20 protein-coding genes are annotated in these 22,756 nt (G+C 59.7%); 8 read left to right on the top strand and 12 right to left on the bottom strand.

Translation table 11 applies throughout. From position 1 onward, the window contains the following. Nucleotides 1-128: 128 nt before the first annotated feature. Nucleotides 129-2,189 (top strand): AsmA-like C-terminal region-containing protein, encoded by a 2,061-nt coding sequence (locus AB5Y54_RS14195; RefSeq protein ID WP_053288827.1) that lies wholly within the window; start codon nt 129-131, stop codon nt 2,187-2,189. Between the two features lie 46 nt (nt 2,190-2,235). Here AB5Y54_RS14195 and AB5Y54_RS14190 read toward each other — a convergent pair whose 3' ends face one another. Next, the gene (locus AB5Y54_RS14190; protein WP_201985677.1) at nt 2,236-3,144 is read right to left on the bottom strand and encodes a bifunctional GNAT family N-acetyltransferase/hotdog fold thioesterase; all 909 of its coding nucleotides are present in this window, start codon (nt 3,142-3,144) and stop codon (nt 2,236-2,238) included. 173 nt (nt 3,145-3,317) lie between these two features. On the opposite strand from AB5Y54_RS14190, the gene AB5Y54_RS14185 reads away from it, so the two are divergent. Beyond that, nucleotides 3,318-3,998 (top strand): methyltransferase domain-containing protein, encoded by a 681-nt coding sequence (locus AB5Y54_RS14185; protein WP_042865392.1) that lies wholly within the window; start codon nt 3,318-3,320, stop codon nt 3,996-3,998. Nucleotides 3,999-4,063: 65 nt separating this feature from the next. Here the strand turns inward: AB5Y54_RS14185 and dtd are convergent, their stop codons facing one another. The 3 genes from dtd to typA all read right to left on the bottom strand — a co-directional run bounded on the left by dtd (nt 4,064) and on the right by typA (nt 7,489). Continuing rightward, complete coding sequence (gene dtd, locus AB5Y54_RS14180; RefSeq protein WP_039039510.1) at nt 4,064-4,501, bottom strand: D-aminoacyl-tRNA deacylase; 438 nt, start codon at nt 4,499-4,501, stop codon at nt 4,064-4,066. Between the two features lie 126 nt (nt 4,502-4,627). Next, nucleotides 4,628-5,500, bottom strand: a complete 873-nt coding sequence (locus AB5Y54_RS14175; protein ID WP_039039511.1) for a virulence factor BrkB family protein — start codon at nt 5,498-5,500, stop codon at nt 4,628-4,630. Between the two features lie 177 nt (nt 5,501-5,677). Beyond that, nucleotides 5,678-7,489 (bottom strand): translational GTPase TypA, encoded by a 1,812-nt coding sequence (typA, locus tag AB5Y54_RS14170; RefSeq protein ID WP_043153538.1) that lies wholly within the window; start codon nt 7,487-7,489, stop codon nt 5,678-5,680. A gap of 350 nt (nt 7,490-7,839) precedes the next feature. On the opposite strand from typA, the gene glnA reads away from it, so the two are divergent. From glnA to add, 5 genes are all read left to right on the top strand, one after another. Further along, nucleotides 7,840-9,249: a glutamate--ammonia ligase gene (gene glnA / locus AB5Y54_RS14165; RefSeq protein WP_010672526.1), complete on the top strand. Its 1,410-nt coding sequence runs from the start codon at nt 7,840-7,842 to the stop codon at nt 9,247-9,249. A gap of 191 nt (nt 9,250-9,440) precedes the next feature. Beyond that, on the top strand, nt 9,441-10,010 hold the full coding sequence (locus AB5Y54_RS14160; protein ID WP_010672525.1) for a DUF4124 domain-containing protein: 570 nt from the start codon (nt 9,441-9,443) through the stop codon (nt 10,008-10,010). Nucleotides 10,011-10,096: 86 nt separating this feature from the next. Next, a complete protein-coding gene (glnL, locus tag AB5Y54_RS14155) occupies nt 10,097-11,152 on the top strand; it encodes a nitrogen regulation protein NR(II) (RefSeq protein ID WP_201997356.1) in 1,056 nt (351 codons plus the stop codon). A 9-nt stretch (nt 11,153-11,161) separates the two neighbouring features. Next, on the top strand, nt 11,162-12,580 hold the full coding sequence (gene glnG / locus AB5Y54_RS14150; RefSeq protein ID WP_010672523.1) for a nitrogen regulation protein NR(I): 1,419 nt from the start codon (nt 11,162-11,164) through the stop codon (nt 12,578-12,580). 141 nt (nt 12,581-12,721) lie between these two features. Then, a complete protein-coding gene (add, locus tag AB5Y54_RS14145; protein WP_201927525.1) occupies nt 12,722-13,723 on the top strand; it encodes an adenosine deaminase in 1,002 nt (333 codons plus the stop codon). 69 nt (nt 13,724-13,792) lie between these two features. Here the strand turns inward: add and hemN are convergent, their stop codons facing one another. From hemN to AB5Y54_RS14125, 4 genes are all read right to left on the bottom strand, one after another. After that, nucleotides 13,793-15,166 carry an oxygen-independent coproporphyrinogen III oxidase gene (gene hemN, locus AB5Y54_RS14140; RefSeq protein ID WP_041212163.1) on the bottom strand — a complete coding sequence of 458 codons (1,374 nt, stop codon included), beginning with the start codon at nt 15,164-15,166 and terminating at the stop codon, nt 13,793-13,795. A 28-nt stretch (nt 15,167-15,194) separates the two neighbouring features. After that, nucleotides 15,195-15,635 (bottom strand): DUF2489 domain-containing protein, encoded by a 441-nt coding sequence (locus AB5Y54_RS14135; protein WP_053288829.1) that lies wholly within the window; start codon nt 15,633-15,635, stop codon nt 15,195-15,197. 11 nt (nt 15,636-15,646) lie between these two features. After that, nucleotides 15,647-16,228 carry a Der GTPase-activating protein YihI gene (gene yihI / locus AB5Y54_RS14130; protein ID WP_039039515.1) on the bottom strand — a complete coding sequence of 194 codons (582 nt, stop codon included), beginning with the start codon at nt 16,226-16,228 and terminating at the stop codon, nt 15,647-15,649. An 800-nt stretch (nt 16,229-17,028) separates the two neighbouring features. Then, nucleotides 17,029-17,646 (bottom strand): cytochrome c, encoded by a 618-nt coding sequence (locus AB5Y54_RS14125; RefSeq protein WP_053288830.1) that lies wholly within the window; start codon nt 17,644-17,646, stop codon nt 17,029-17,031. 143 nt (nt 17,647-17,789) lie between these two features. Here AB5Y54_RS14125 and yihA point away from each other — a divergent pair, with 143 nt between their 5' ends. Beyond that, on the top strand, nt 17,790-18,443 hold the full coding sequence (gene yihA, locus AB5Y54_RS14120; RefSeq protein ID WP_042015244.1) for a ribosome biogenesis GTP-binding protein YihA/YsxC: 654 nt from the start codon (nt 17,790-17,792) through the stop codon (nt 18,441-18,443). 980 nt (nt 18,444-19,423) lie between these two features. Here yihA and aroE read toward each other — a convergent pair. From aroE to AB5Y54_RS14100, 4 genes are all read right to left on the bottom strand, one after another. Beyond that, a complete protein-coding gene (gene aroE / locus AB5Y54_RS14115; protein WP_143238200.1) occupies nt 19,424-20,245 on the bottom strand; it encodes a shikimate dehydrogenase in 822 nt (273 codons plus the stop codon). 103 nt (nt 20,246-20,348) lie between these two features. Beyond that, nucleotides 20,349-21,257, bottom strand: coding sequence for an oxygen-dependent coproporphyrinogen oxidase (gene hemF, locus AB5Y54_RS14110; protein WP_201985673.1), 909 nt, complete (start codon nt 21,255-21,257; stop codon nt 20,349-20,351). Nucleotides 21,258-21,357: 100 nt separating this feature from the next. Continuing rightward, complete coding sequence (locus AB5Y54_RS14105) at nt 21,358-21,918, bottom strand: Sua5/YciO/YrdC/YwlC family protein (RefSeq protein WP_039039520.1); 561 nt, start codon at nt 21,916-21,918, stop codon at nt 21,358-21,360. Nucleotides 21,919-22,191: 273 nt separating this feature from the next. After that, entirely contained in the window at nt 22,192-22,749 is a 558-nt protein-coding gene (locus AB5Y54_RS14100) for a type I DNA topoisomerase (RefSeq protein WP_042015238.1), read from the bottom strand. Nucleotides 22,750-22,756 lie beyond the last annotated feature (7 nt).

The raw sequence follows: 22,756 nt of genomic DNA, 5'->3' as shown, positions 1-22,756 counted from the left end.
GAAGAGGGTCACCTTGCCTGATGGATAAACACCCGAGCCATGTCGAACCCTTGATACGATGCTGGCTCGGTCTACGGGATCACTACTCGAATGCCTGACCAAGCAACAGAAACAGGAGGAAAGCACTGATGAATTCCTGGCTCCGCGGCCTGCTCTACACCCTCGCCTTCCTGCTGCTCTTTGTCTGGGTCGGTCTCGGCCTGTTCGATGCCGAGCGCGCCAAAGGCCCCATCGCCAACTGGCTCAGCCAGCAGACCGGGGTGCCCGTCACCATAGGCCGGCTGGTGTTCAATCCGCTGCACCCCTACACCCTGCTGGCGGAACAGGTGCGCTATGGGGATGCGGTACAGCTGGAAAAACTCTATCTGGAGATCGAGCACATCGACTGGTTGAACCGGGATGTGCGCATCGCCCACCTGGACCTCATCCGTCCCGTCATCAAGCTGCCGCTCCCCAACCAGTTGCCAAGCCTGCCGGTTCACTCCCTCACCATCAGCGACAGCACCATCGACAACCTGAGCCTGCAGAGCGAGGCCCTGACCCTGCGCGGCCTCAGTGCGTCCCTGAGTGACTGGGAACTGATCGACCCGAGACGCCAGCCCCAGGCCAACCTCACCCTGGGCATCAACCAGCTGGAGACCCCCATGTTCACCCTGGCCCGTCTCAGCCTCAAGGGGCGGCTGGAGGGGCAGGTGCTCAGCACCGACAGACTGACCACCAACCTGTTCGACGGCCTGCTCGAGACCGGCATGGTGCTGAACTGGCCAGAGCGCAGCCTGCAACTGCACGATCTCAAGGCCCGCGCCATGCGCCTCGAGCTTGGTGACATCCCCCCTGGCGAGTTCCCCCTGCGCCGCATCACCCTGGACAGGGGTCAGCTTGCCCAGGTGAGCATCAATGCCATCGATCAGGAGCTCTCCCTCAACAACTTCAACGGCCAGCTCACCGCCTTCGACTGGCAGGCGGGCAGCCAGCCCAGCGGCTATCTGGCGGGCACCCTAGGCGACATGGGCCGCGGCTTGTTCCAGCTTGAGGCCGTCGAGGGCAAGCTCGCCTTCTCCTCCCGGCAGCTGGATGCCGAGCTGCGGGGCAAAGCATACGAAGGGGAGTTCAACGTCGAGCTGGCCCTCGACACCCAGCAGCAGAAGCTCACCCTGAAGGATCTGGCCCTGAGCGGCATGGACATCAGTTTGCCCCAGGGGTGGTGGCAGGATTGGCAGGGCTGGCGCCCGCAACAGATCGACATCCGCAAACTGGCCTTCGACAAGCTCAAGGTGCTCTCTTTCGACGACACCCTGCCCCTCTCCCTGACCGGCTGGCAACTCTACCTGAACGATCTCGCCCTGCGGGGCAACCAGCCAGGCCCCCTGCTGGGGCGCGCCCGCATCGAGAGCAAGTGGTTCGAGCTGGTGTGGGACGGTCTCAGTGCTCGCAACGGCACCCTGGATGGCGAGCTGACCCCCAGCTCCTGGCAGCTCAACACCTTCACCACCTCCCTGCCCGACGAGGGCTCCCTCAACCTGAGCGGCCAGTGGGGCAGGACGCCCGGGCAGGAGAGCCGCCTGCAGTTGCAGGGCAAGCAGCTGGATCTGGAGCAGTGGGGCAAGTTGCTGCACTCCCCCGTCTCCTTCGCGGGCAAGGTGGATCTGGCGGCAGATCTGCAGGCCGACCTCAACGGGCAGCCCGGCGAGCAGACGGCCAACTGGCGCCGGACCCTTCAGGGCAGCCTGAGCCTGGAGAGCAAGGATCCCTTCTGGGACAAGGTCGGCATCGACCCCTTGCTGGATGACTGGTTCAGGGAGCAGACCCCCCCCGATCTGACACCGCAGATGCTGTGGCAGGCGATGCAACGCGGAGACACCCCCTTCTATCAGATCAGGCTGGATGCCAGGGCGGAGCAGGGCAAGGTGCGGATCGAGCAAGGTGGTGCCTCCACCATCACCCACCTGCTGGCACTGCAAGGGGGTGTCGACCTGGCCGCAGACCAGTGGCAGCTCGACCTCGGGGTCCTGAACAAGGGGCGCTGCGCCGAGCTGCTCGCCCGCTGGCGCGGCCCCCTCAATGCGCCCGACCTGGGCTGGAGTTTCCCCACGGGACAGGACGCCTGTGGCTGGGAGGCGGGTGTGCGCTACCCCGCCCAGGGACGAAGCGGCCCGCTCTGGCGCCCACGGCCACCGGCCGCCCAATAACGAACAAGGCCTCGCGAAGAGGCCTTGTTGCTGTGAACATCAGGGATCAGCGTGCGCCGCGCTTGATGGGCAGTACCACGTACTGACCGACAAACTCCACCGCCAGCTTGCGGCCGCTGAACAGCTGCACCCGCAGGCTGAATTTGGCGGACTCTCCGCCCCTCAGCGGCTCGAGCACGGCGGGCATGCCCTCCCGGGCCACCCGCGCCTCCGGTTCTTCGCTCACCGGCCGGTAATACTTGATGTTGCCCTCGGCCAGCACGGTATCCCCTCCCAGCCCTGCCTCCTTGAGCTGCAACCAGATGAGACCCCAGCCCGCCAGCACGCACTGGCTGTAGATGCTGCCGGCGAACATGGTGTCGTGGACGTTGAGATTGGCCGCCAGGTTGGCCTTGAGGTGGAAGGTCTGGCCATCGTAGTGGGTGATGTGCACCCCCATCTTCTCGCTGATGGGAATGCCCCGCGACCAGCGGGTGGTGAGATCCTGGCACCACTCCGGACGGTACTGGATGGTCTGCATGGGACTCAGGGACTTGATCATCTGGCGGTGAGGGATGCGGCCGAAGGAGACGGGGCCTTCCCCTACCTCGAGGAAGCCGCAGCGGCGATAGAACTCCACCGCCTCCTGGCGGGCGTTCATCACCAGCCGTTTCACCTTCTCGTCGCGGGCAAGCTGCTCGAGATCCTCCACCATGCGGGCGCCCAGCCCCTGGCCGCGAAATTCGGGTCGCAGCGCCATAAAGCGGATTTGGGCTTCATCGCCGCCCACAAAGAGGCGACCCACGGCGATGGGCGTTCCGTCGGGTGAGAGCATCAGCCGGTGAATGGCGACGCTATCGTACTCGTCACGCTCGGAGCCAAGGGGCAGATTGAAGGGTTTGCGCAGTAGTTCCCAGCGCAACTGATAGTAAGCATCCAGCTCCGCTGGTGTTTCTGGGGTGACTACCCGGTACATAAAGCGATCCTTGAGTGTGCGCCGACTGGCAGATGGAAGGACTGACGCAACCATTTCTCCCGGCGCAGCCTGTAGTAGGTATCCAGCTCGGCTGCCGTTTGGGGGATGACCACCCGGTACATAACAACATCCTTGAGTTACACTGGTCGAAAGCCATCTTGCCGTGCAAATTCATGGACTTCAATCTGCAAGCGTACCAAGCCGATCACTTATTGCACCTCAGTGCCAAACCCGAACGCCGCGTTTCGGTGCTTGAAAATGCCCGTCATCGCTGGCTGGAAATGGATGGCGTGGTGCAATCCGCCATGAGCCTCCACCAACCGGCCCGCCTCTGTCTGCCTCATCAACGGAGCATCGCGGAGCAGTTGCCAAAGCAGGCAAGCCGGATCCTGGAGCTGGGGCTGGGCGGAGGGGATCTCACCCGTCACCTGGCGGCACGCTGGCCCGATGCCCACCACGACTGCGTGGATCTGGATGCCGAGATCCTCACCCTGTTCCAGCAGTTCTTCCTCCCCTCGTCAGGGGGCTCGCCTCGGCTGCATCACGCCGATGCGCTGCACTTCCTGCACCAGAGCCAGGAGAGCTACGATCTGGTGCTGCTGGATTTGTTCAGCCAGGACGGCAACCCCCTGCTGCTGTTCCAGGCCCCGCTCTATCAGGCGCTGGCCAGCCGCCTGAGCGGCACCCTCATCATCAATCTGCTGCCCCGCACCCGGCTCGAACAGGCACAGGCTCTGCGATTGGCAGAGGAGTGGATAGGCCCGACCCGCGTCCACGACGTGCCCGGCTACCGCAACGTCATCCTGCACGCGACCCGTCAGCATGGCCAGGGCGGGCGAGCACCGGCAGGGTGAAGAACCTACGAAGTGTGCAGGCATCGCGTCCTGCCCTCCGGTGAGGCCCGCTCTGCCTGCCACCCTTATACCTGCAGCCAGAAGGTAACGGGGCCATCGTTGAGCAGCCTGACCTTCATGTCGGCGGCGAAGCGGCCGGTTTCGGTCGGCACACCGCTCTCCCTGGCGCGAGCCACGAAGTACTCATAGAGTCGCTCGGCATCTGCGGGATGGGCGCCACCGGAGAAGCTGGGTCTCATCCCCTTGCCGGTATCCGCCGCCAGGGTGAACTGGGAGACCACCAGCAAGCTGCCACCCACCTGGCTCACGTTGAGGTTCATCTTGCCGTTCTCGTCAGAGAAGATGCGATAGCCGCTCACCTTGTGCAGCAGCTTGTCCGCCTTGGCCTCGTCATCCCCCTGCTCCACCCCGAGCAGCACCAGCAACCCCTGGCCGATGGCCCCGGTCACCTCTCCCTCTACCGTTACGCTGGCCTCGCTGACCCGCTGAATCAGTGCAATCACATCCCTCTCCTCTCAAAACAGCACGACCGCCCATCCTGCGGGATGAGCGGTCGTCGATGCTACCAATAAATGCCCTGCCCGGGCCAACGCCTTTGTGGCGGGATCCGGTGTGATGGCCGGCCGGCGTCAGGCCAGCTCCTCTGCACCGGGCTTCTCGTACTCCCCGAGGCAGGCGGTGGTCTCGGCCCCCAGCAACACCACCAGCCAGCTCAGATACACCCAGACGAACAGGATGGGAATGGTCGCCAGGGCGCCATAGATGGCCTGGTAGGAGGGGAAGTTGGTGATGTAGATGGCAAAGCCGCGCTTGGCCAGCTCGAACAGGGTGGCCGCCACCAGGGCACCTATGAAGGCGTGGGTCAGCCGCACGCGGCAGTTGGGCACCACGGTATAGATCAGCAGGAAGGTGAGCACGGAGAAGAGGAACGGCAGGCTGCGCAGCAGCAGATAGCCGATACCGAACAGGCTGTCAGCCGCGAACAACCTGAGCGAGAGAATGTAGGAGGAGATGGCGATGCTGGCCCCGATGAGCACGGGGCCCAGGGTCAGGATCATCCAGTACATGGCGAATGCCTGGGCCAAGGGCCGGCTTCGGGTGGATCGCCAGATGTAGTTGAGGTTCTTGTCGATGGCCGAGATGAGCATCAGGGCCACCACGATCAGGGCACCGATACCGACGGCCGTGGTGTTGGTGGCGTTGGCCACGAAGCCGTCGATGTACTCCTTGAGCATCTCGCCGGCGGTGGGGACGAAGTTGTGATAGACGAACTGCTCCATCGCCTGCTTCAGGCTCTGGAACACCGGAAAGGCCGACATCATGCCGAACACCACGGCGATCATGGGCACCAGGGAGAGCAGGGTGACATAGGCCAGGTAACCGGCGGTCACCGTCAATCTGTCCTGCTGGAAGCGGCCCCAGACAAACTGGGCGAAGTGGGCACCATCGTGGCGCAAGAAGGAGAGTGCATGGGCCAGACGGCCGCGGATCTGCTGCTGCATCTTGTTTCTCGTAAGCGTGATCATGCAGACATTGTGTCAGATAGGGTGGTCATTTGGCCACCCGCAGACCGGCCGGATGCGCCTCCATCGGGCTCAGGCACCATGCGCCCTCATGTCGAGCCCATAAAAAAAGAGGCCATAAGGCCTCTCTTTGGTCTGTCGATGAACAGCTATCGATCAAGCACGACCAGCGCGCTTGCGATCCATCTCAGTCAGCAGTTTCTTGCGGATACGGATGGCTTTCGGGGTGATCTCGACCAGCTCGTCGTTGTCGATGAACTCGAGAGCCTGCTCCAGGGTCATGCGGATCGGCGGAGTCAGCACCTGGGCTTCGTCGGTACCGGAGGCACGCATGTTGGTCAGCTGCTTGCCTTTCAGGCAGTTGACGGTCAGGTCGTTGGAGCGGGAGTGGATACCGATCACCTGGCCTTCGTACACTTCGGTCGCGTGACCAATGAACAGACGACCACGGTCTTGCAGACCGAACAGGGCGAAGGTCAGGGCCTTGCCGGTGGCGTTGGAGATCAGCACGCCGTTCTGACGCTCACCGATGCTGCCACCCTTGTGCGGACCGTAGTGGTCGAAGGTGTGATACAGCAGACCGGTACCAGAGGTCATGGTCAGGAACTCGGTCTGGAAGCCGATCAGGCCACGGCTCGGGATGATGAAGTCCAGACGGACGCGACCCTTGCCATCCGGGGTCATGTTGGTCATCTCGCCTTTACGCAGGCCGAGCTGCTCCATCACGGATCCCTGATGCGCTTCTTCCACGTCCACAGTAACGGTTTCGAACGGTTCTTGCAGTTCGCCATCCACGGTACGCAGGATAACTTCCGGACGGGATACCGCCAGTTCGTAACCTTCGCGACGCATGTTTTCGATCAGGATGGAGAGGTGCAGTTCACCACGGCCGGAGACGCGGAACTTGTCCGGATCTTCGGTCTCTTCCACGCGCAGGGCCACGTTGTGAACCAGCTCCTGGTTCAGACGCTCCAGAATGTTGCGGGAGGTGACGAACTTGCCTTCTTTACCGGCGAACGGCGAGGTGTTGACCTGGAAGGTCATGTTCACGGTCGGCTCGTCAACGGAGAGCGGCGGCAGGGCTTCGACGGCACTGTTGTCACAGATGGTGTCAGAGATCTTCAGCTCGCCCAGACCGGTGATGGCGATGATGTCGCCCGCTTGCGCGTCGGTCACTTCGGTACGGGACAGGCCCAGGTAGCCCAGCACCTGACCGACCTTGCCGGTACGCGGTTTGCCGTTGGCACTGACGATGGTGACCTGCTGGTTGGTCTTGACGCGACCACGAGTGATGCGGCCGATACCGATGACGCCCACGTAGGAGTTGTAGTCCAGCTGGGAGATTTGCATCTGGAAGGCACCGTCAACGTCGCCCTTCGGGGCTTCCACGTTGTCGACGATGGCCTGGAACAGGGGTTCCATGTTCTCGGACGGGACGTCCTGATCCAGGGTGGCCCAACCGTTCAGTGCAGAGGCGTAAACAACCTTGAAGTCCAGTTGCTCATCGGTGGCACCCAGGTTGTCGAACAGATCAAAGACCTGATCCATTACCCAGTCAGGACGAGCACCCGGACGGTCGATCTTGTTGATGACCACGATGGGCTTCAGACCCTGGGCGAACGCCTTCTGGGTCACGAAACGGGTCTGCGGCATCGGGCCGTCAACGGCGTCGACCAGCAGCAGCACGGAGTCAACCATGGAGAGCACGCGCTCAACTTCACCACCGAAGTCGGCGTGACCCGGGGTATCCACGATGTTGATGCGGTAGTCGTTCCAGCGGATCGCAGTGTTCTTGGCGAGAATGGTGATGCCACGTTCCCGTTCCAGATCATTGGAGTCCATGATCCGTTCCTGACCTTCGCTGGTGCGATCCAGAGTGCCGGATTGCTGCAGCAGCTTATCAACCAGAGTCGTTTTGCCGTGGTCAACGTGCGCAATAATCGCAATATTGCGTAAATTCTCTAACATTCTCGCCTCAAATCACCGGGTAAAATTGGGCGCTAATTGTACTCTCGCCTTTGTGATCTGCCTAGCAGAATTGCAACACATTCACACACAACAAAGGATCAGGATCATGGACCCCGCAGCAAAAGGCTGCTTAGATGGCCTGGATACGCTGGCGCACCATCTCGGCGCACCAAAACGATCCAAGGTTGCACCACTTTAATGCAGCAACCGGCATGAGAACGGGTTTCTCGACAGCCTGAAACGGTGCAAGTGCCCTGAAATCAAGCTGTCACAAACTTGGCACGATACTGGCTTATGTGAATGTGACGACGCATTCACCCAAAGAGTTTTAACACCGGAGGTTACTTAGCATGTCAGCCCAGAACGTTTTGGCCCTGATCCAGGAACACGAAGTCAAGTTTGTTGATCTGCGTTTTACCGACACCAAGGGTAAAGAGCAGCACGTATCCATCCCTTCCCACCAGGTTGACGAAGACTTCTTCGAAGACGGCAAGATGTTCGATGGTTCCTCCATCGGCGGCTGGAAGGGCATCAACGAGTCTGACATGGTGCTGATGCCGGACCCGGCTTCCGCCAAACTGGACCCGTTCACCGAAGAGACCACTCTGAACATCGTCTGTGACGTGCTGGAACCCGCCACCATGCAAGGCTATGACCGCGATCCGCGCTCCATCGCCAAGCGTGCCGAAGATTTCCTGAAGTCCAGCGGCATCGCTGACACCGTGCTGTTCGGGCCGGAGCCGGAATTCTTCATGTTCGACAACATCACCTTCTCCAACACCATGGGCCACAGCTTCGTGAAGATCGAATCCGAAGAAGCTGCCTGGAACTCCGGTACCGACTACGAGCACGGCAACAAGGGTCACCGTCCGTTCGTCAAGGGTGGTTACTTCCCGGTTGCCCCGGTTGACTCCTCCCAGGACATCCGTGCCGCCATGTGCCTGGTGCTGGAAGAGATGGGCCAGGTCGTCGAAGCTCACCACCACGAAGTGGCGACTGCCGGTCAGAACGAGATCGCAACCCGCTTCAACACCCTCACCCTGAAGGCTGACGAAGTGCAGGTCCTGAAGTACGTGATCCACAACGTGGCCCACGCCTACAACAAGACCGTCACCTTCATGCCGAAACCCATGTTTGGCGACAACGGCTCCGGCATGCACTGCCACCAGTCCCTGGCCAAAGACGGCGTCAACCTGTTCGCAGGCGACCTGTATGGCGGTCTGTCCGAGATGGCACTGCACTACATCGGCGGCATCATCAAACACGCCAAGGCCATCAACGCCTTCGCCAACCCGACCACCAACTCCTACAAGCGTCTGGTGCCGGGCTATGAAGCACCGGTCATGCTGGCCTACTCCGCCCGCAACCGCTCTGCCTCCATCCGTATCCCGGTCGTGCCGAGCCCGAAAGCCCGCCGCATCGAAGTACGCTTCCCGGATCCGGCTGCCAACCCGTACCTGGCCTTCGCTGCCCAGCTGATGGCCGGTCTGGACGGTATCATCAACAAGATCCATCCGGGCGATGCCATGGACAAGAACCTGTACGATCTGCCGCCGGAAGAAGCCGCCGAAGTGCCGACCGTTGCCGGTTCCCTGGACGAAGCGCTGTCCGCACTGGATGCAGACCGTGAGTTCCTGACCCGTGGTGGCGTGTTCAGCGATGACTTCATCAACTCCTACCTGGAACTGAAACAGCAGGATGTTGACCGCGTGCGCATGACTCCGCACCCGCTGGAGTTCGAGCTGTACTACTCCGTCTAATCCGCTTTCCCATGACAAACCCGCCATCTGGCGGGTTTTTTTCATTCTGGCAACGGAAATACCGCCAAACGGGCACGATCGTACAGAAAGATGATCCCGTTCACGGAGCCGTACCACCCTCGGCTGCTCACGCCCCGACCCCGTGGTTTTTCTCTGATAGGATTAAGGTGAACCCCGTCAAGGAGAGATGGATGAACACTGTACCCTGGCTGCTGAGCCTCCTGCTGATGGCCTCCTGTTCTGCACAGGCCGCACGCGTCTACTCCTGGGTCGATCCCCAGGGGGTGACCCACTACACCGATGCCCCCCCTCCCGGCAAGAGCGCAAAAGAGGTGGACCTGCGGGTCTCGCCGCTCATCGGCACAGCCCCCCACTCGGTCCAGGTGGACAACTTCAACAGCCTGACCGGTGTCGATGCCAGGAAAGCCCTGGAAGCGGCTCCCCTGGAGATCGACCTCATCTCTCCGGAACCGGGCAGCACATTGCGCGACAATACCGGCAACATCGTCTTCCAGGGCGAGATCTCTCCCCAGGTCCCGGTGCAATACGATGTTCGCCTGATCCTGAACGGCAAGGCGGTGCCCCTGGTTCACAACAGCCTGGCCATACGGGTGGAAAACCTCGATAGGGGCGCTTACGAGGCACGGCTCGAGTTGCTCGCCAAAGACGGTACGATCCTTGCTAAATCTAAGCCAACCACCTTTTACCTGCACAGGGCGTCGGTGAATCAGGCTCCCAGAGCCGCCCCCAAGGCCAATTAGGGGTGATGTGACGCACCGATGCGGGTAAACTTGATGCACTATATTGGTGCATTCTAGGTGTACAGCACCGTTTTAGGGAGAAACCTGTGCCAACCCGCTCGGACAACGCCAAGACACTCTTGGACAATCTGCTGACCGCCGTCATTCTCATGGATGAACGTCTCTGCATTCAATTCGTCAACCCGGCGGCAGAGCAGCTGCTTTCCCTCAGCGAACGACGACTGATCGGCATCGAACTGCCCCACCTGCTGGAGCACATCTCTCTCGATCTGCAGCGTTTCAAACAGTGCCTCATTTCGGGGCAGGGCTTCACCGACAGCGAAGTCACCCTGGTGGTGGAGGGGGAGCCCAGGCTGGTAGAGATCAGCGTCAGCCCCATGGCCGATAATGAACAGCGACTGATGGTGGTAGAACTGCGCAAGATCGATCAGCAGAAGAAGATCAGCCAGGAGCTGCAGCAACACGCCCAGCAGCAGGCCGCCAAGGAGCTGGTGCGCGGCCTGGCGCACGAGATCAAGAACCCCCTGGGGGGATTGCGCGGCGCGGCCCAACTGCTGCAAAAGGAGTTGCCCGACCCGGCCTTGCGTGAATACACCGGCATCATCATCGAGCAGGCCGATCGCCTGCGGGTGCTGGTCGACAGGTTGCTCGGTCCCCAGCGTCCCGGCCGTCACCAGATGCACAACGTTCACTCCGTGCTGGAGCAGGTGCGCCGTCTGGTGGACCTGGAGCTGCCGCCGCAGATCCGCATCGAGCGGGACTACGACCCCAGCATCCCCGAATTCGAGATGGAATCGGACCAGCTGCAACAGGCGTTCCTGAACATAGTGCGCAACGCCGCCGAGGCCCTTGGGGATCAGGACGGCCTCATCCGCATCAAGACGCGCACCGCCTTCCAGATCACCATCCATGGCCAGCGCTATCGCCTGGCGGCCGAAATCAAGATCATCGACAACGGCCCCGGCATTCCCGACGCCATTCGCGACACCCTCTTCTATCCCATGATCACCGGCAAGGATGGGGGAACAGGCCTGGGCCTCTCCATCGCCCAGAACCTGATCGATCAGCACAAGGGGCGCATCGACTGCATCAGCTGGCCGGGCCACACCGAATTCACCATTTATTTACCACTTCGCAAGTAAGGGAACCTCATGACAGCAAAAGTGTGGATCGTCGATGACGACAGCTCCATCCGGTGGGTTCTGGAGCGCACCCTTGGCAGCGAAGGCTTCGAATGCGAAAGTTTCGCCGACGGCGAAGCCCTGCTGAGTTCACTGGAGATGCGCTCACCGGACGTGATCCTCTCGGATATTCGCATGCCGGGCATCGACGGCCTGAGCCTGCTGGAGCAGATCCATCGCCGCCAGGCCGATCTGCCCATCATCATCATGACGGCCCACTCGGACCTCGACTCCGCAGTCAACGCCTACCAGCGAGGTGCCTTCGAATACCTGCCCAAGCCGTTCGACATCGACGAAGCGGTCACCCTGGTACGCCGGGCCGAGAACCACCTCAAGGAGCAGCGGACCAAGCGCAAGGCTCGCCAACAGGAAGCCACCACCACCCCGGAGATCATCGGCGAAGCCCCTGCCATGCAGGAGGTGTTCCGCGCCATCGGCCGGCTGTCGCGCTCCAGCATCTCGGTGCTCATCAACGGCCAGAGCGGTACCGGCAAGGAGCTGGTTGCCCATGCCCTGCACAAGCACAGCCCCCGGGCCCACAAGAACTTCATCGCCCTCAACATGGCGGCCATCCCGAAAGATCTCATCGAATCCGAGCTGTTCGGTCATGAGAAGGGAGCCTTCACCGGCGCCAACAACATTCGTCACGGCCGCTTCGAACAGGCCGATGGTGGCACCCTGTTTCTCGACGAAATAGGCGACATGCCGCTGGACGTGCAGACCCGGTTGCTGCGGGTACTGGCGGACGGGCAGTTCTACCGGGTTGGCGGCCACCAACCGGTGCAGGTGGATGTGCGGATCATTGCCGCCACCCACCAGAATCTGGAGAAGCGGGTCGCCGACGGCGAGTTTCGGGAAGACCTGTTCCACCGCCTCAACGTCATCCGCATCCATATTCCGGCCCTCAAGGAGCGCCGGGAGGACATCCCCCAGCTGGCCCAGCACTTCCTGCTGCGAGCCGCCAAGGAGCTGAACGTGGAGGCCAAGAGCCTGCACCCGGATACCCAGACCTACATCAGCCGCCTCCCCTGGCCGGGCAACGTGCGCCAGCTGGAGAACGTCTGCCGCTGGCTGACGGTGATGGCCTCGGGCCAGGAGGTGCTGGTAGGCGATCTGCCCACCGAGCTGCTGACTCCCATCACCAGCACCGCCGAGCCGGGCCAGCCCGCCCTGACCGGTGGCTGGCAGCAGCAGTTGCAGGACTGGGTGGCCGCCAAGCTGGCGCTGGGGGAGACCGATATCCTGGCGGATGCCATGCCCCAGTTCGAACGGATCATGCTGGAGACAGCACTGGATCACACCCACGGTCACAAGCAGGAGGCTGCCCGCCTGCTCGGCTGGGGCCGCAATACCCTGACCCGCAAGCTCAAGGAGCTCGACATTCCCTGAGCCTGCGGGAAAAACGATTCCCATCACGCCTTGAGGGAAAGCCTGACCAATCACACCCCGTTTGCTTGCAAACGGGGTATCTTTTTCAGGCGTCCCGCCTAGAATGGCAGGCTTTCCAACCCGACTCGCAGAAGGTGCCCCATGATTGACAGATCCCTCCCCCTGACCGACCTGCATCGCCATCTGGATGGCAACATCCGCCCGCAGACCATTCTCGAGCTGGGACGTCAGCACAACATCCGACTGCCGGCCGATGAGCTGGAAGCCCTGCGCCCGCACGTGCAGATCGTCGAGAACGAGCCGAGTCTGGTGGCCTTCCTGAAGAAACTGGACTGGGGCGTTGCCGTGCTGGCCGACTACGATGCCTGCCGCCGGGTCGCCTACGAAAACGTGGAAGATCTGCTGCGTGCCGGGATCGACTATGCCGAGCTGCGCTTCAGCCCGGCCTACATGGCGATGACCCACAAACTGCACCCGCAGGGCGTGGTCGAAGCCATCATCGACGGCGTGGCCGCAGGCAGCCGTGACTTTGGCATCAAGACCAATCTCATCGGCATCATGAGCCGTACCTTCGGCACCGAGCAGTGCAAGCAGGAGCTGGATGCCTGTCTGGCTCATCGCGATCGCCTGGTCGCCATCGATCTGGCCGGCGACGAACTGGGCTTCCCGGGCGATCTCTTCACCGACCACTTCCGCCGGGTGCGGGATGCAGGAATGCGGGTCACCGTGCACGCCGGTGAAGCCGCCGGCCCCGAGAGCATGTGGCAGGCCATTCGCGAGCTGGGAGCCGAGCGCATCGGCCACGGGGTCAAGGCCATCCAGGATCCGGCCCTGATGGCCTATCTGGCCGAACACCGCATCGGCATCGAGTCCTGCCTCACCTCCAACCTCCAGACCACCACAGTGGCGAGTCTGGCCGATCACCCGATCCGCCAGTTCCTGGCCGCCGGCGTGCTGGCCTGCCTCAATACCGACGATCCGGCGGTGGAGGGGATCGACCTGCCCCATGAATACGAGGTGGCGGCCTCGGCTGCCGGCATGACGGTGAGCGAGATCCGCACCGCCCAGCAGAACGGCCTGACCCTGGCCTTCCTGAGCGAAGCCGAGAAGGCCGAGCTGAGTGCCCGTGCGGCTCAACGCTGAGCAGGGGTAAAACCCAATAAAAAAACCGCCGAAAGGCGGTTTTTTTATTGTCCCACGACATTGCCCGGCCTAGATCACCCGGGAGAACTGCTGCTGGCGCGCCTTGTTGCGCAGGTAGACATCGAAGCACATGCAGATGTTGCGGATCAGCAGCTGACCGGTGGAGACCACCTCCAGCCCCTCTTCGGTCATGCGCACCAGACCGTCATCGATGAAGGTCTGCAACAGCTTGAGATCCTCGGCAAAATACTCCTTGAACACCAGGCCGTGGGCCTGCTCCACAGCGGCGAAGTTCAGGGAAAAATCGCAGATGAGGCGCTTGATCACCTCACGACGGATCAGATCGTCCCGATTGAGGGAGCACCCCTTCCACTGGGCATGGCCCAGTGACTCGACCTGGGCGTAGTAGGTTTTGAGATCCTTCTGGTTCTGGGAATAGGCATCCCCCATCATGCTGATGGAAGAGACCCCCAGCCCCAGCAGATCGCAATCCCCCTGGGTGGTATAGCCCTGGAAGTTGCGATGCAGCTTGCCCTCACGCTGGGCGACGGCCAGCTCGTCATCGGGCTTGGCAAAGTGGTCCATGCCGATGAACTGATAACCCTGGCCGGTCAGGAAGGCAATGGTGTCCTGCAGCATGGCCAGCTTCTCCTGCGGTGCCGGCATGTCCGCTTCTTTCAGCTTGTGCTGGGCGGCAAAACGGCTCGGCAGGTGGGCATAGTTGAAGATGGAGAGGCGGGCCGGGTCGGTCTTGAGCACCTCTTCCAGGGTGTGATGGAAGCTCTCCCGGTTCTGGTGCGGCAGACCGTAGATGAGATCCAGATTGGTGGAGCGGAACCCCAGCTCGCGGGCACGAACCAGCATGGCACGGATGAAGTCGTTGTCCTGCTCCCGATTGACCGCGACCTGGACCGCCTTGTTGAAGTCCTGAACGCCAAGGCTGATGCGGTTGAAACCGAGCTCCCGCAGCACATCCAGCATGGACAATTCGATCTCGCGGGGATCCACCTCGATGCTGATCTCCCCCTCCTCGGCGAAGTGGAAGTGCTCCCGCAACATGGCCATCAGACGACGAGTCTGGGGTTCGCTCAGATAGGTGGGTGTGCCGCCACCCCAGTGCAGCTGGGTGACCAGTCTCTCCTTGAACAGGGGGGCCTGGGCCTTGATCTCCTGTTCGAGGTAGTCGAGGTATTGATCTGCCTTGTGCTGGTGCCGGGTAATGACCTTGTTGCAGCCGCAGTAGTAGCAGAGCTTGTGACAGAAGGGGATATGCACGTAGAGCGACAGATTGCGTGCAGGATACTGGCCCGCTGCCTGGACAAAGTCCGGATAGCCGAACCCCTCGTTGAACTCCAGCGCAGTGGGATAGGAGGTGTAACGCGGACCACTGTAGTTGTATTTTTCGATCAGGGCCTGATCCCACACAATCTGTTCTGCTTGCACGCTTGCTTCCTCTGTCTTTGTCATGGGCTCACCGGCTTAACTGAAAATCCTTCAGTCTGGCGACATCCTCAAGGATCTGCGCCTCCAGCTCGGCCTCGTAGCCGCTGCGTTCGAGATCCATCTTCATCACTTCATTGCGCTTGAGTGCCCGCCTCGCCTCATGGGTCGGCATTTCCTTCACCTTCTCATAGAGGCCGTAGAGCCCCGGGAACTCGGTGGCAAAGGCGCGGCCCCCCTTTATTTGCAAGGCATCCAGCAGATTGGTCAGCCGGATGGCGCCTTCTGAGTAGTCGCACTGACCATCTCGTACCGCGTGGGCGATCACCCTGACACTCTCCAGGATCCGCTCGTTGCGGGCCGCAATGGCGTGCTGCTGCATCTCTTGCTGGCGTTTGAGGCGCGCCATCAGGGCGCCGGCATAGACGGCAAGCCCCAGCAAAATCAGGCCACCCAACAGGGCGGCCAGCATCCATCCACTCATCACTTTTTCTTCGGCTCGGGTTTGGCTTCAGGCTGGTAGTCCGCCTGAGAGAAACGCTCCCACAACTCCTCTTCGGAGGCAGGCTGACTCGGCTCATCAAAATCGGCATCATCAAAATCCATGTCGCCATCTTCGTCATCGTCGTTGTCGATGATACCGAGCTCGTCCATCAGCTCCTGATAACGGTCAACCCGCTGATCGACCCATGCCTGCTCTGCGGCCTCCAGGGTTTCACCGGCATCCAGACGATCCAGCAAGGCATTGAGGCGATCATCATTCTCGATGGACGCCAGCTCCTGCTCGGGGGTCATCACCACCCGCTTCTCTTTCGCAGGCTTGGTCGCCACCGGCTTGCTGCCCTTCTCGTCGGCAATCAGCGCGATGGGCTTGCGAGAGCCGATGCGTGGATCCTTGGCCTGCTTGGAGCCGCTCTTTTTGCCCGCCTGCTCGACCTGTTGGCGGGAGCCCGCCTTCAGGCCCTTGCGCTTGGCGGCGCGCTTGCGCTCACGACCTTCCTGGGCACTGGCATCTGATTCTTTGCGCTTGCCGGTAGGCTTGCGGTTGGGTTGTTTGGCCGACATGAATGACTCCGACAAATAACTGAATGGAAACCCCCGGAGCGTGTCGTCCGGGGAGGATGCTGAAGCGGGGAACAGTAAATATGGAACAAGAGTGAGATCCCGCACCAATTCGACCACTTTGGGCCGCTGAACACCGCAGGATCGGCATCCTCTGGGCATGTTGCTGGTATTTTGACACAGAATGTCTTGGCGGGTTAATGACCCAATAGAAAAAAGGCAGCCGAAGCTGCCTTTTTCCATCATGCGAGTGCCATTCCCTGGTAGCCAATCGCCTTATCCCTGGGCGAACCACGGCGCATCATTTCGTTGGATCATCCTGATCCTTATTGACCAGTCCTGAGTGTGCGTGTGTTTGTTTGTCTAACCCAAACCGGCGACATCCTGCCTCCCATCGGGGTGGTTGCCTCCCGCAGCCCCGTTCATCCCTGGCGGTCACCATCCTGGCTTTTTGCATCTATTGCTCATCGCATGCTCCGAGCAGACATCCTGTCAAACCGAAGACGGGTCTTGCTCCCTCTCTCCGGCCAATCCTGATTGCCTACTGTAACTTCTTCGCTGGATGACTCAATCAACCAAAGCACATTTCGAACTGGTACAAAGTGATGTTATATTTCTTAATTCATTGAAAAACAAAACATAAAAAAATATATGTGAGCAATCTTTCAGACACGACCAGCCCCGTATATAGAAGATCTCTTACAGCAAAGCAGGCTGTTTACGGGCGATCGCTACAACCTCAAAAAAGAACAGGGAACACAATGGTTCCCTGTTCTTTTCAACAAGATAACTAACAGGCTATATCAGTGAAGCCCCGCCACATACTTGGAGAGCGCCTCGATGTCCTGATCCGTCAGCTTCTTGGCCACATCCCGCATCATGCCATTGGGATCGTTGTCGCGGGTCGCCGAACGAAAAGCGGTGAGCTGGGCCTTGATATAGGCGGGATGCTGCCCTGACAGGCTGGGATACTTCGCTTGCTCGACGCCGGAACCCCGTGGGCCATGACAGGCGGTACAGGCGGCCAGGCCTCGCTCCATGTCTCCCCCCATATAAAGCGCCTTGCCTGCGGCAACCACATCATCGGGCACGGCAACCGGCGTCACCTTCTGGCTGGAGAAATAGGCGGCAAGATCGTCCATATCCTGCTCGGACAACGGCAACGCCATGGGTCCCATGACGGGCGCAATCCGACCAGTTTGGCCAGAAGCTGCAGCCTTCAGTTCAACTAATTGTTTTTTGATATATGATGCGTGCTGACCAGCAATCTTGGGATACATGTCGACTGGGCTGTTGCCGTCCGGTCCATGACAGGCCGCACAGACGGCAGCCTTGGTTTGTCCCGCAGCGGCATCGCCCTTGGCTTGTGCCATCCCAGTTACGCCAACCATCAGAGCAAGTGTAATGACTAGGTTCTTCATGGCGTTCCAACTTTCTCGTTATTAGGCTTCCAGATCCCATGCCGCTGAAGGCATGTTAAAATAAACGCGTTCAAGCGACGCCATTTTACACTATTTCACAAAAAAGTAACTCTATAACCCTCTATCTCTATGGGGAATTTACGTTGGATACACAAACTCTGAATTTCAATAAGGTGCATTTTGTGACCAGCGCACCCGACATCCGCCACCTGCCAAATGATGGGGGTGTCGAGATTGCGTTTGCCGGTCGTTCCAACGCTGGCAAATCGTCTGCATTGAATACCTTGACCAAGCACAAGAACCTGGCACGTACCAGTAAGACCCCTGGCCGTACTCAGCTGATCAACCTGTTTGAGCTGGAACCGGGCAAACGCCTGGTCGACTTGCCCGGCTATGGATATGCCCAGGTTCCGCTGGAAATGAAGCTCAAGTGGCAAAAGTCACTGGCTGAATACCTGCAACGACGGGAGTCCCTGAAAGGGCTGGTGATCCTGATGGACATCCGCCATCCGCTCAAGGAAACCGACATGAACATGCTGGAATGGAGTTCACACCGTGAACTGCCGGTGATGCTGTTGCTGACCAAGGCGGACAAGTTAAGCCCGGGGCCCCGCAACAACCAGGTGATCAAGGTTCGTCAGGCGGTGGCAGAACTGGGCCCGCAGATCCAGGTTGAAGCATTCTCTTCTCTGACCAATATCGGCGTCGAGAAGCTGGCCCAGACCCTGAGCGGCTGGTACCTGTCCGAAGCAGACAACGCCCAGGTAGACGACGAAGATAATCAGAACGAGGAGTAAACGACTCCTCTCCCTGGCTGCAATTGGCGGAGTTGGACCTCCGCTGATTGAAAGGCTTTCATGATCCCCCCATCTCCGAGCCCTCCCTCCCCGCCTTCGCCACCTCTGAAGAAAAACCTCAAAAAATATATTTAAATCATACTGATAGCATGTTTAGACGCGAAAAGAATTAACTAATCATCAGCCTGATACCGTTTTCATGGATATCGAGTAAAAAATCAGAATTGAAGGCTGTAACAAACGAAACTGAAATTTAATTACACGGTGAGGCAATATAGGGATAAAAATGAGGCCGGTCTTGCCATTGCAAACCGGCCTGAAGAAATGAGTTCAAAAATTTGGGAAAAAGCGAGTTCTCGAGAACAAAGACGATTGGTTTTCCTCAAGAAACGCCTTCATTCTAACAAGGAACGGCAACAATTAAAGCATTTACTCTAAACGTTACTCATAAAAAAACGCCCCGACGATGACTCATCGGGGCTGCTATTCAGCCACATTCAATTACGTGAAATAAAAGGTCTGAAAGATAGAACATCTTACCTCTGTACCCTACGCCGACAACTGTACAGCAAAGCAGCAGAAAGTGAAAGTAATTTATGTAATTTAGTTTCAAGGGTAGGAAAAAGAAAAAATATTCATAATTTTCATGCAGATAAAAAAATCCCCAGTACGAATACCGGGGAGTTATAAAGGTGACTAGCTAGCACTTCCTCAACTATCCAGTTAGTCAGCAGTCCGTTACAGAAGTTCCGCTGCTTTGAGAAAAAACTCAAAAAAATTCTGCGAGTGATGGCAAAGTAAAAGTAACTTATTGTTACGCAATGGTTTTATAAAAATGGCACCTGTTCTGCCACACACCCACCGCAGAACGACCGTTTCACATCACACGTGCCGTGCCGCATCACGAGGGAGCCCTTATCCAGCGATGCAAAATCTCTACATCAGATCTGCCGACCGCCCAATAGAGCGCACTAGTTGGTTCACACGACGCCCAGATTGCGCTGCAACTCTCTCAATACCTGCTTGGTGCCGGGCCGGATCCCTCGCCATACGGTAAAGGCCTCAGCAGCCTGCTCGACCAGCATGCCCAATCCATCCATGGTATGGCGCGCACCATGTTGCTTGGCCCAGCCGATGAAGGCTGTATCCGTTGCGCCATACATCATGTCGTAGATCGCGATGTCCGGGTGGATGAGGGTTGGAGCCAAAGGTGGCAACTCACCTTGCAGACTGGCTGAGGTGGAATTGATGATGAGATCGAACGGCCCCACCAGCGGTTCATAGGATTGAGCAGTGATGCTGCCCAGATCCCTGAACTCCACAGCCAGCTGTTCCGCCTTGGCATGGGTACGGTTGACCACGACGATCTCGCCCGGCGCTTCCGCCAGCAGAGGGGCCAGGGCGCCACGAGCTGCGCCACCGGCCCCCAGAAGCAGGATCCTGCTACCGGCAAGGTTCACTCCGTGAGCCTTGAGATCGGCGACCAGCCCGGCGCCGTCGGTATTGTCACCCAGCAGCACACCATCATCAGTCAGTTTGATGGTGTTGACCGCTCCCGCCCGCTTGGCCCTGGGGCTCAGCCGCTCCACCAGCCCGAAGGCTTGCTCCTTGAAAGGTACGGTCACGTTGCACCCCTTCCCTCCTTCGGCGAAGAAGTGGTTCAGAGCGCTGGCAAACTCATCGACGGCCGGTTCTGCCAGACCATACTCCAGCTCTTGCTGGGTCTGCCTGGCAAACAGGGTATGAATGAAGGGAGATTTGCTGTGGCGCACGGGGTGGCCAAAAACCAGATAACGATCCATCAAGGCGTTCCTTTTGAGGGCAATATCCCGATTTAACGGGTTTTCTCATGAAGGAACAAGCCGAATATCGGCCAATAAGAAGAGGCCATCATGGCCCCTCTGGTCACAACCACTCGCGCGGTTTGAGGTAGTCGCTGTAGAGCAATGCCTCCGGGCTGCCAGCCTCCGGCTGCCAGTCGTACTCCCAGCGCGCCAGCGGCGGCATCGACATCAGGATGGATTCGGTACGCCCCCCCGTCTGCAGTCCGAACAGGGTCCCGCGGTCGTAGACCAGATTGAACTCCACGTAGCGGCCACGGCGATAAAGCTGGAATACCCGTTCCCGCTCCCCATAAGCAAGCTCCTTACGTCGCTCGACAATCGGCAAGTAGGCCGCCAGGTAACCCTCACCCACTGCACGCATGAAGGCAAAGCAGTCGGCAAAGGGCCAGCGGTTCAGGTCATCGAAGAAAAGACCACCCACCCCGCGCGTCTCGCCCCGATGCTTGAGGAAGAAGTAACGATCGCACCAGGATTTGAACTCGGGATAAATGTCGGTGCCGAACGGCTGACAGAGCTCATGGGAGACCTGGTGCCAATGCCTCACGTCCTCTTCGAACGGATAGAAGGGCGTCAGGTCGAAGCCGCCACCAAACCACCAGATCGGCTCCTCCCCCTCTTTCTCGGCGATGAAGAACCGCACATTCGCATGGCTGGTCGGTACATAGGGATTATGCGGGTGGATCACCAGCGATACCCCCATGGCCTCAAACCTGCGGCCAGCCAGTTCAGGACGATGTGCGGTCGCGGATGCCGGCATGGCATCGCCATAGACATGGGAGAAGTTGACCCCACCTTGCTCGATCACCGCCCCCTGACGCAGCACCCGTGTTCTACCGCCACCACCACCTTCGCGACTCCAGGCATCTTCCACAAAGCGCCCGCATCCATCGGCCTGCTCCAGGCCACGGCAGATATCATCCTGCAATTGCAGCAGGAAGGCTTTTACCTGGGCCACATCCGGTTTGCTCATTTTATCTCCTGTCAGACAGGCATCATGCATGCACTGCCTGCACTTCTCGTATTGTCATGACCTCATCGCACAACCTGCATGAAACAGGGCCGTGCCCAACTCAGGATGGGCGAATGATGGCCCCGGTGCGGGCGTCCTTGATTTCGGACGGGTTGGCTTGCCCCCCGACTTCGCCGGGCAGAATGTAAGCCAGCTGGCTTGCCAGCAGATCGCCAATATCAGCCACCCGGCGAGCGGGTTCCTCACCGGTTAGATTGGCACTGGTGGACACCAGCGGTTTGCCAAATGCCCGGCAAAGCCCTTGCACCTGGGGGTGGCCTGTGACCCGCACCGCCAGGGTCTCGAACTGACCGGTCAACCAGGACGGCGTCGTCGCGCGAGCGGGCATGATCCAGGTGAAGGGACCAGGCCAGCTCGCCTGCACGCGAGCAAGCTGCTCATCGCTGAGCTGGCTCAGGTCGATGTAGTCCTGCAATTGCGCCAGATCTGCCGCGATCAGGATCAATCCCTTCTCCACCGGCCGCTGCTTGATGGCCAGCAGCCGCTGCACGGCGGCTTCGGAATCAGGATCACACCCCAGACCAAACACGGCTTCGGTGGCATAGGCGATAACCCCTTCTCCTTGAAGGGCGGCAACCGCTTGTTCAAATTCATTTGGCATAAGCACATGCGACAGCCACGCTGCCGCCTCTCATCACTGGATTGTATGTTGAACCGACATGACGGCATCGGGGCCATCACTGCTGCGATATGGGCTATATCCCTGCTCCTCTTCAGTCATGCATTTCGGCTCAGACGCTTGCGTGCATCAGTGAACCGAGCAACCGCAGGGAGCTGGAGATGGCGATCATGATCAGGGCGACTTGGGCGATGCGCATCGGCTCACAACCTCACGCTGACCAGCAATCCGCCTGCCTGATCATGGGCGGCGAGATTATACCCGCTCAATCTGGTGGGAGCATTTCTTTTGCGGGCAGACCCAGCGCAGGTTTCCCCGCACCTTCTTTTCGATCATGATGCCCCAGCCACACTCGGGACAGGGCATGGGAACCGGCTTGTCATTCACCACATACTTACAGTGAGGATAGGCGTCACACGAGTAGAACTGTTTGCCATAACGGGACGTGCGGCTCACCAGATGACCTTTGCCACACTCCGGGCAGAGGATTTGGGTATCGTCACTCTCCTGAAGGGATTCGATATGCTGACAGGCCGGGTACTGGGTACATCCCACAAACAGACCGTAACGACCCTTCTTGATGGCCAGTGGATGGCCACAATCCGGACAGGACGACCCCTCGAGCACTTTCTCTATATCGCGGCCAGAGGGGGTGAGGGAGCGAATGTAATCGCAAGCGGGATAGGCTGAACAACCAAGGAAGGGACCGTGCTTGCCCTGGCGGATCACCAGTTCAGCACCACACTGCGGGCACGGCTCGCGCTCGAAGGCATGTTCGTGGGCAGAGAAGAGATGGTGATCGATCTTTGACATGGGCCGC

The sequence above is a fragment of the Aeromonas sp. s9 genome (genome assembly GCF_040907765.1).
GTDB classification, from domain to species: domain Bacteria; phylum Pseudomonadota; class Gammaproteobacteria; order Enterobacterales; family Aeromonadaceae; genus Aeromonas; species Aeromonas caviae.
This window is presented reverse-complemented; position numbering and strand designations above follow the sequence as displayed.

Bases quoted from the DNA above. Each gene is read 5' to 3' on its own strand.
- AB5Y54_RS14195 (WP_053288827.1), top strand. From the start codon at position 129: ATGAATTCCTGGCTCCGCGGCCTGCTCTACACCCTCGCCTTCCTGCTG.
- AB5Y54_RS14190 (WP_201985677.1), bottom strand. From the start codon at position 3,144: ATGTACCGGGTAGTCACCCCAGAAACACCAGCGGAGCTGGATGCTTAC.
- AB5Y54_RS14185 (WP_042865392.1), top strand. From the start codon at position 3,318: ATGGACTTCAATCTGCAAGCGTACCAAGCCGATCACTTATTGCACCTC.
- AB5Y54_RS14175 (WP_039039511.1), bottom strand. From the start codon at position 5,500: ATGCAGCAGCAGATCCGCGGCCGTCTGGCCCATGCACTCTCCTTCTTG.
- typA (WP_043153538.1), bottom strand. From the start codon at position 7,489: ATGTTAGAGAATTTACGCAATATTGCGATTATTGCGCACGTTGACCAC.
- glnA (WP_010672526.1), top strand. From the start codon at position 7,840: ATGTCAGCCCAGAACGTTTTGGCCCTGATCCAGGAACACGAAGTCAAG.
- AB5Y54_RS14160 (WP_010672525.1), top strand. From the start codon at position 9,441: ATGAACACTGTACCCTGGCTGCTGAGCCTCCTGCTGATGGCCTCCTGT.
- glnG (WP_010672523.1), top strand. From the start codon at position 11,162: ATGACAGCAAAAGTGTGGATCGTCGATGACGACAGCTCCATCCGGTGG.
- add (WP_201927525.1), top strand. From the start codon at position 12,722: ATGATTGACAGATCCCTCCCCCTGACCGACCTGCATCGCCATCTGGAT.
- AB5Y54_RS14135 (WP_053288829.1), bottom strand. From the start codon at position 15,635: ATGCTGGCCGCCCTGTTGGGTGGCCTGATTTTGCTGGGGCTTGCCGTC.
- yihI (WP_039039515.1), bottom strand. From the start codon at position 16,228: ATGTCGGCCAAACAACCCAACCGCAAGCCTACCGGCAAGCGCAAAGAA.
- AB5Y54_RS14125 (WP_053288830.1), bottom strand. From the start codon at position 17,646: ATGAAGAACCTAGTCATTACACTTGCTCTGATGGTTGGCGTAACTGGG.
- aroE (WP_143238200.1), bottom strand. From the start codon at position 20,245: ATGGATCGTTATCTGGTTTTTGGCCACCCCGTGCGCCACAGCAAATCT.
- hemF (WP_201985673.1), bottom strand. From the start codon at position 21,257: ATGAGCAAACCGGATGTGGCCCAGGTAAAAGCCTTCCTGCTGCAATTG.
- AB5Y54_RS14105 (WP_039039520.1), bottom strand. From the start codon at position 21,918: ATGCCAAATGAATTTGAACAAGCGGTTGCCGCCCTTCAAGGAGAAGGG.
- AB5Y54_RS14100 (WP_042015238.1), bottom strand. From the start codon at position 22,749: ATGTCAAAGATCGATCACCATCTCTTCTCTGCCCACGAACATGCCTTC.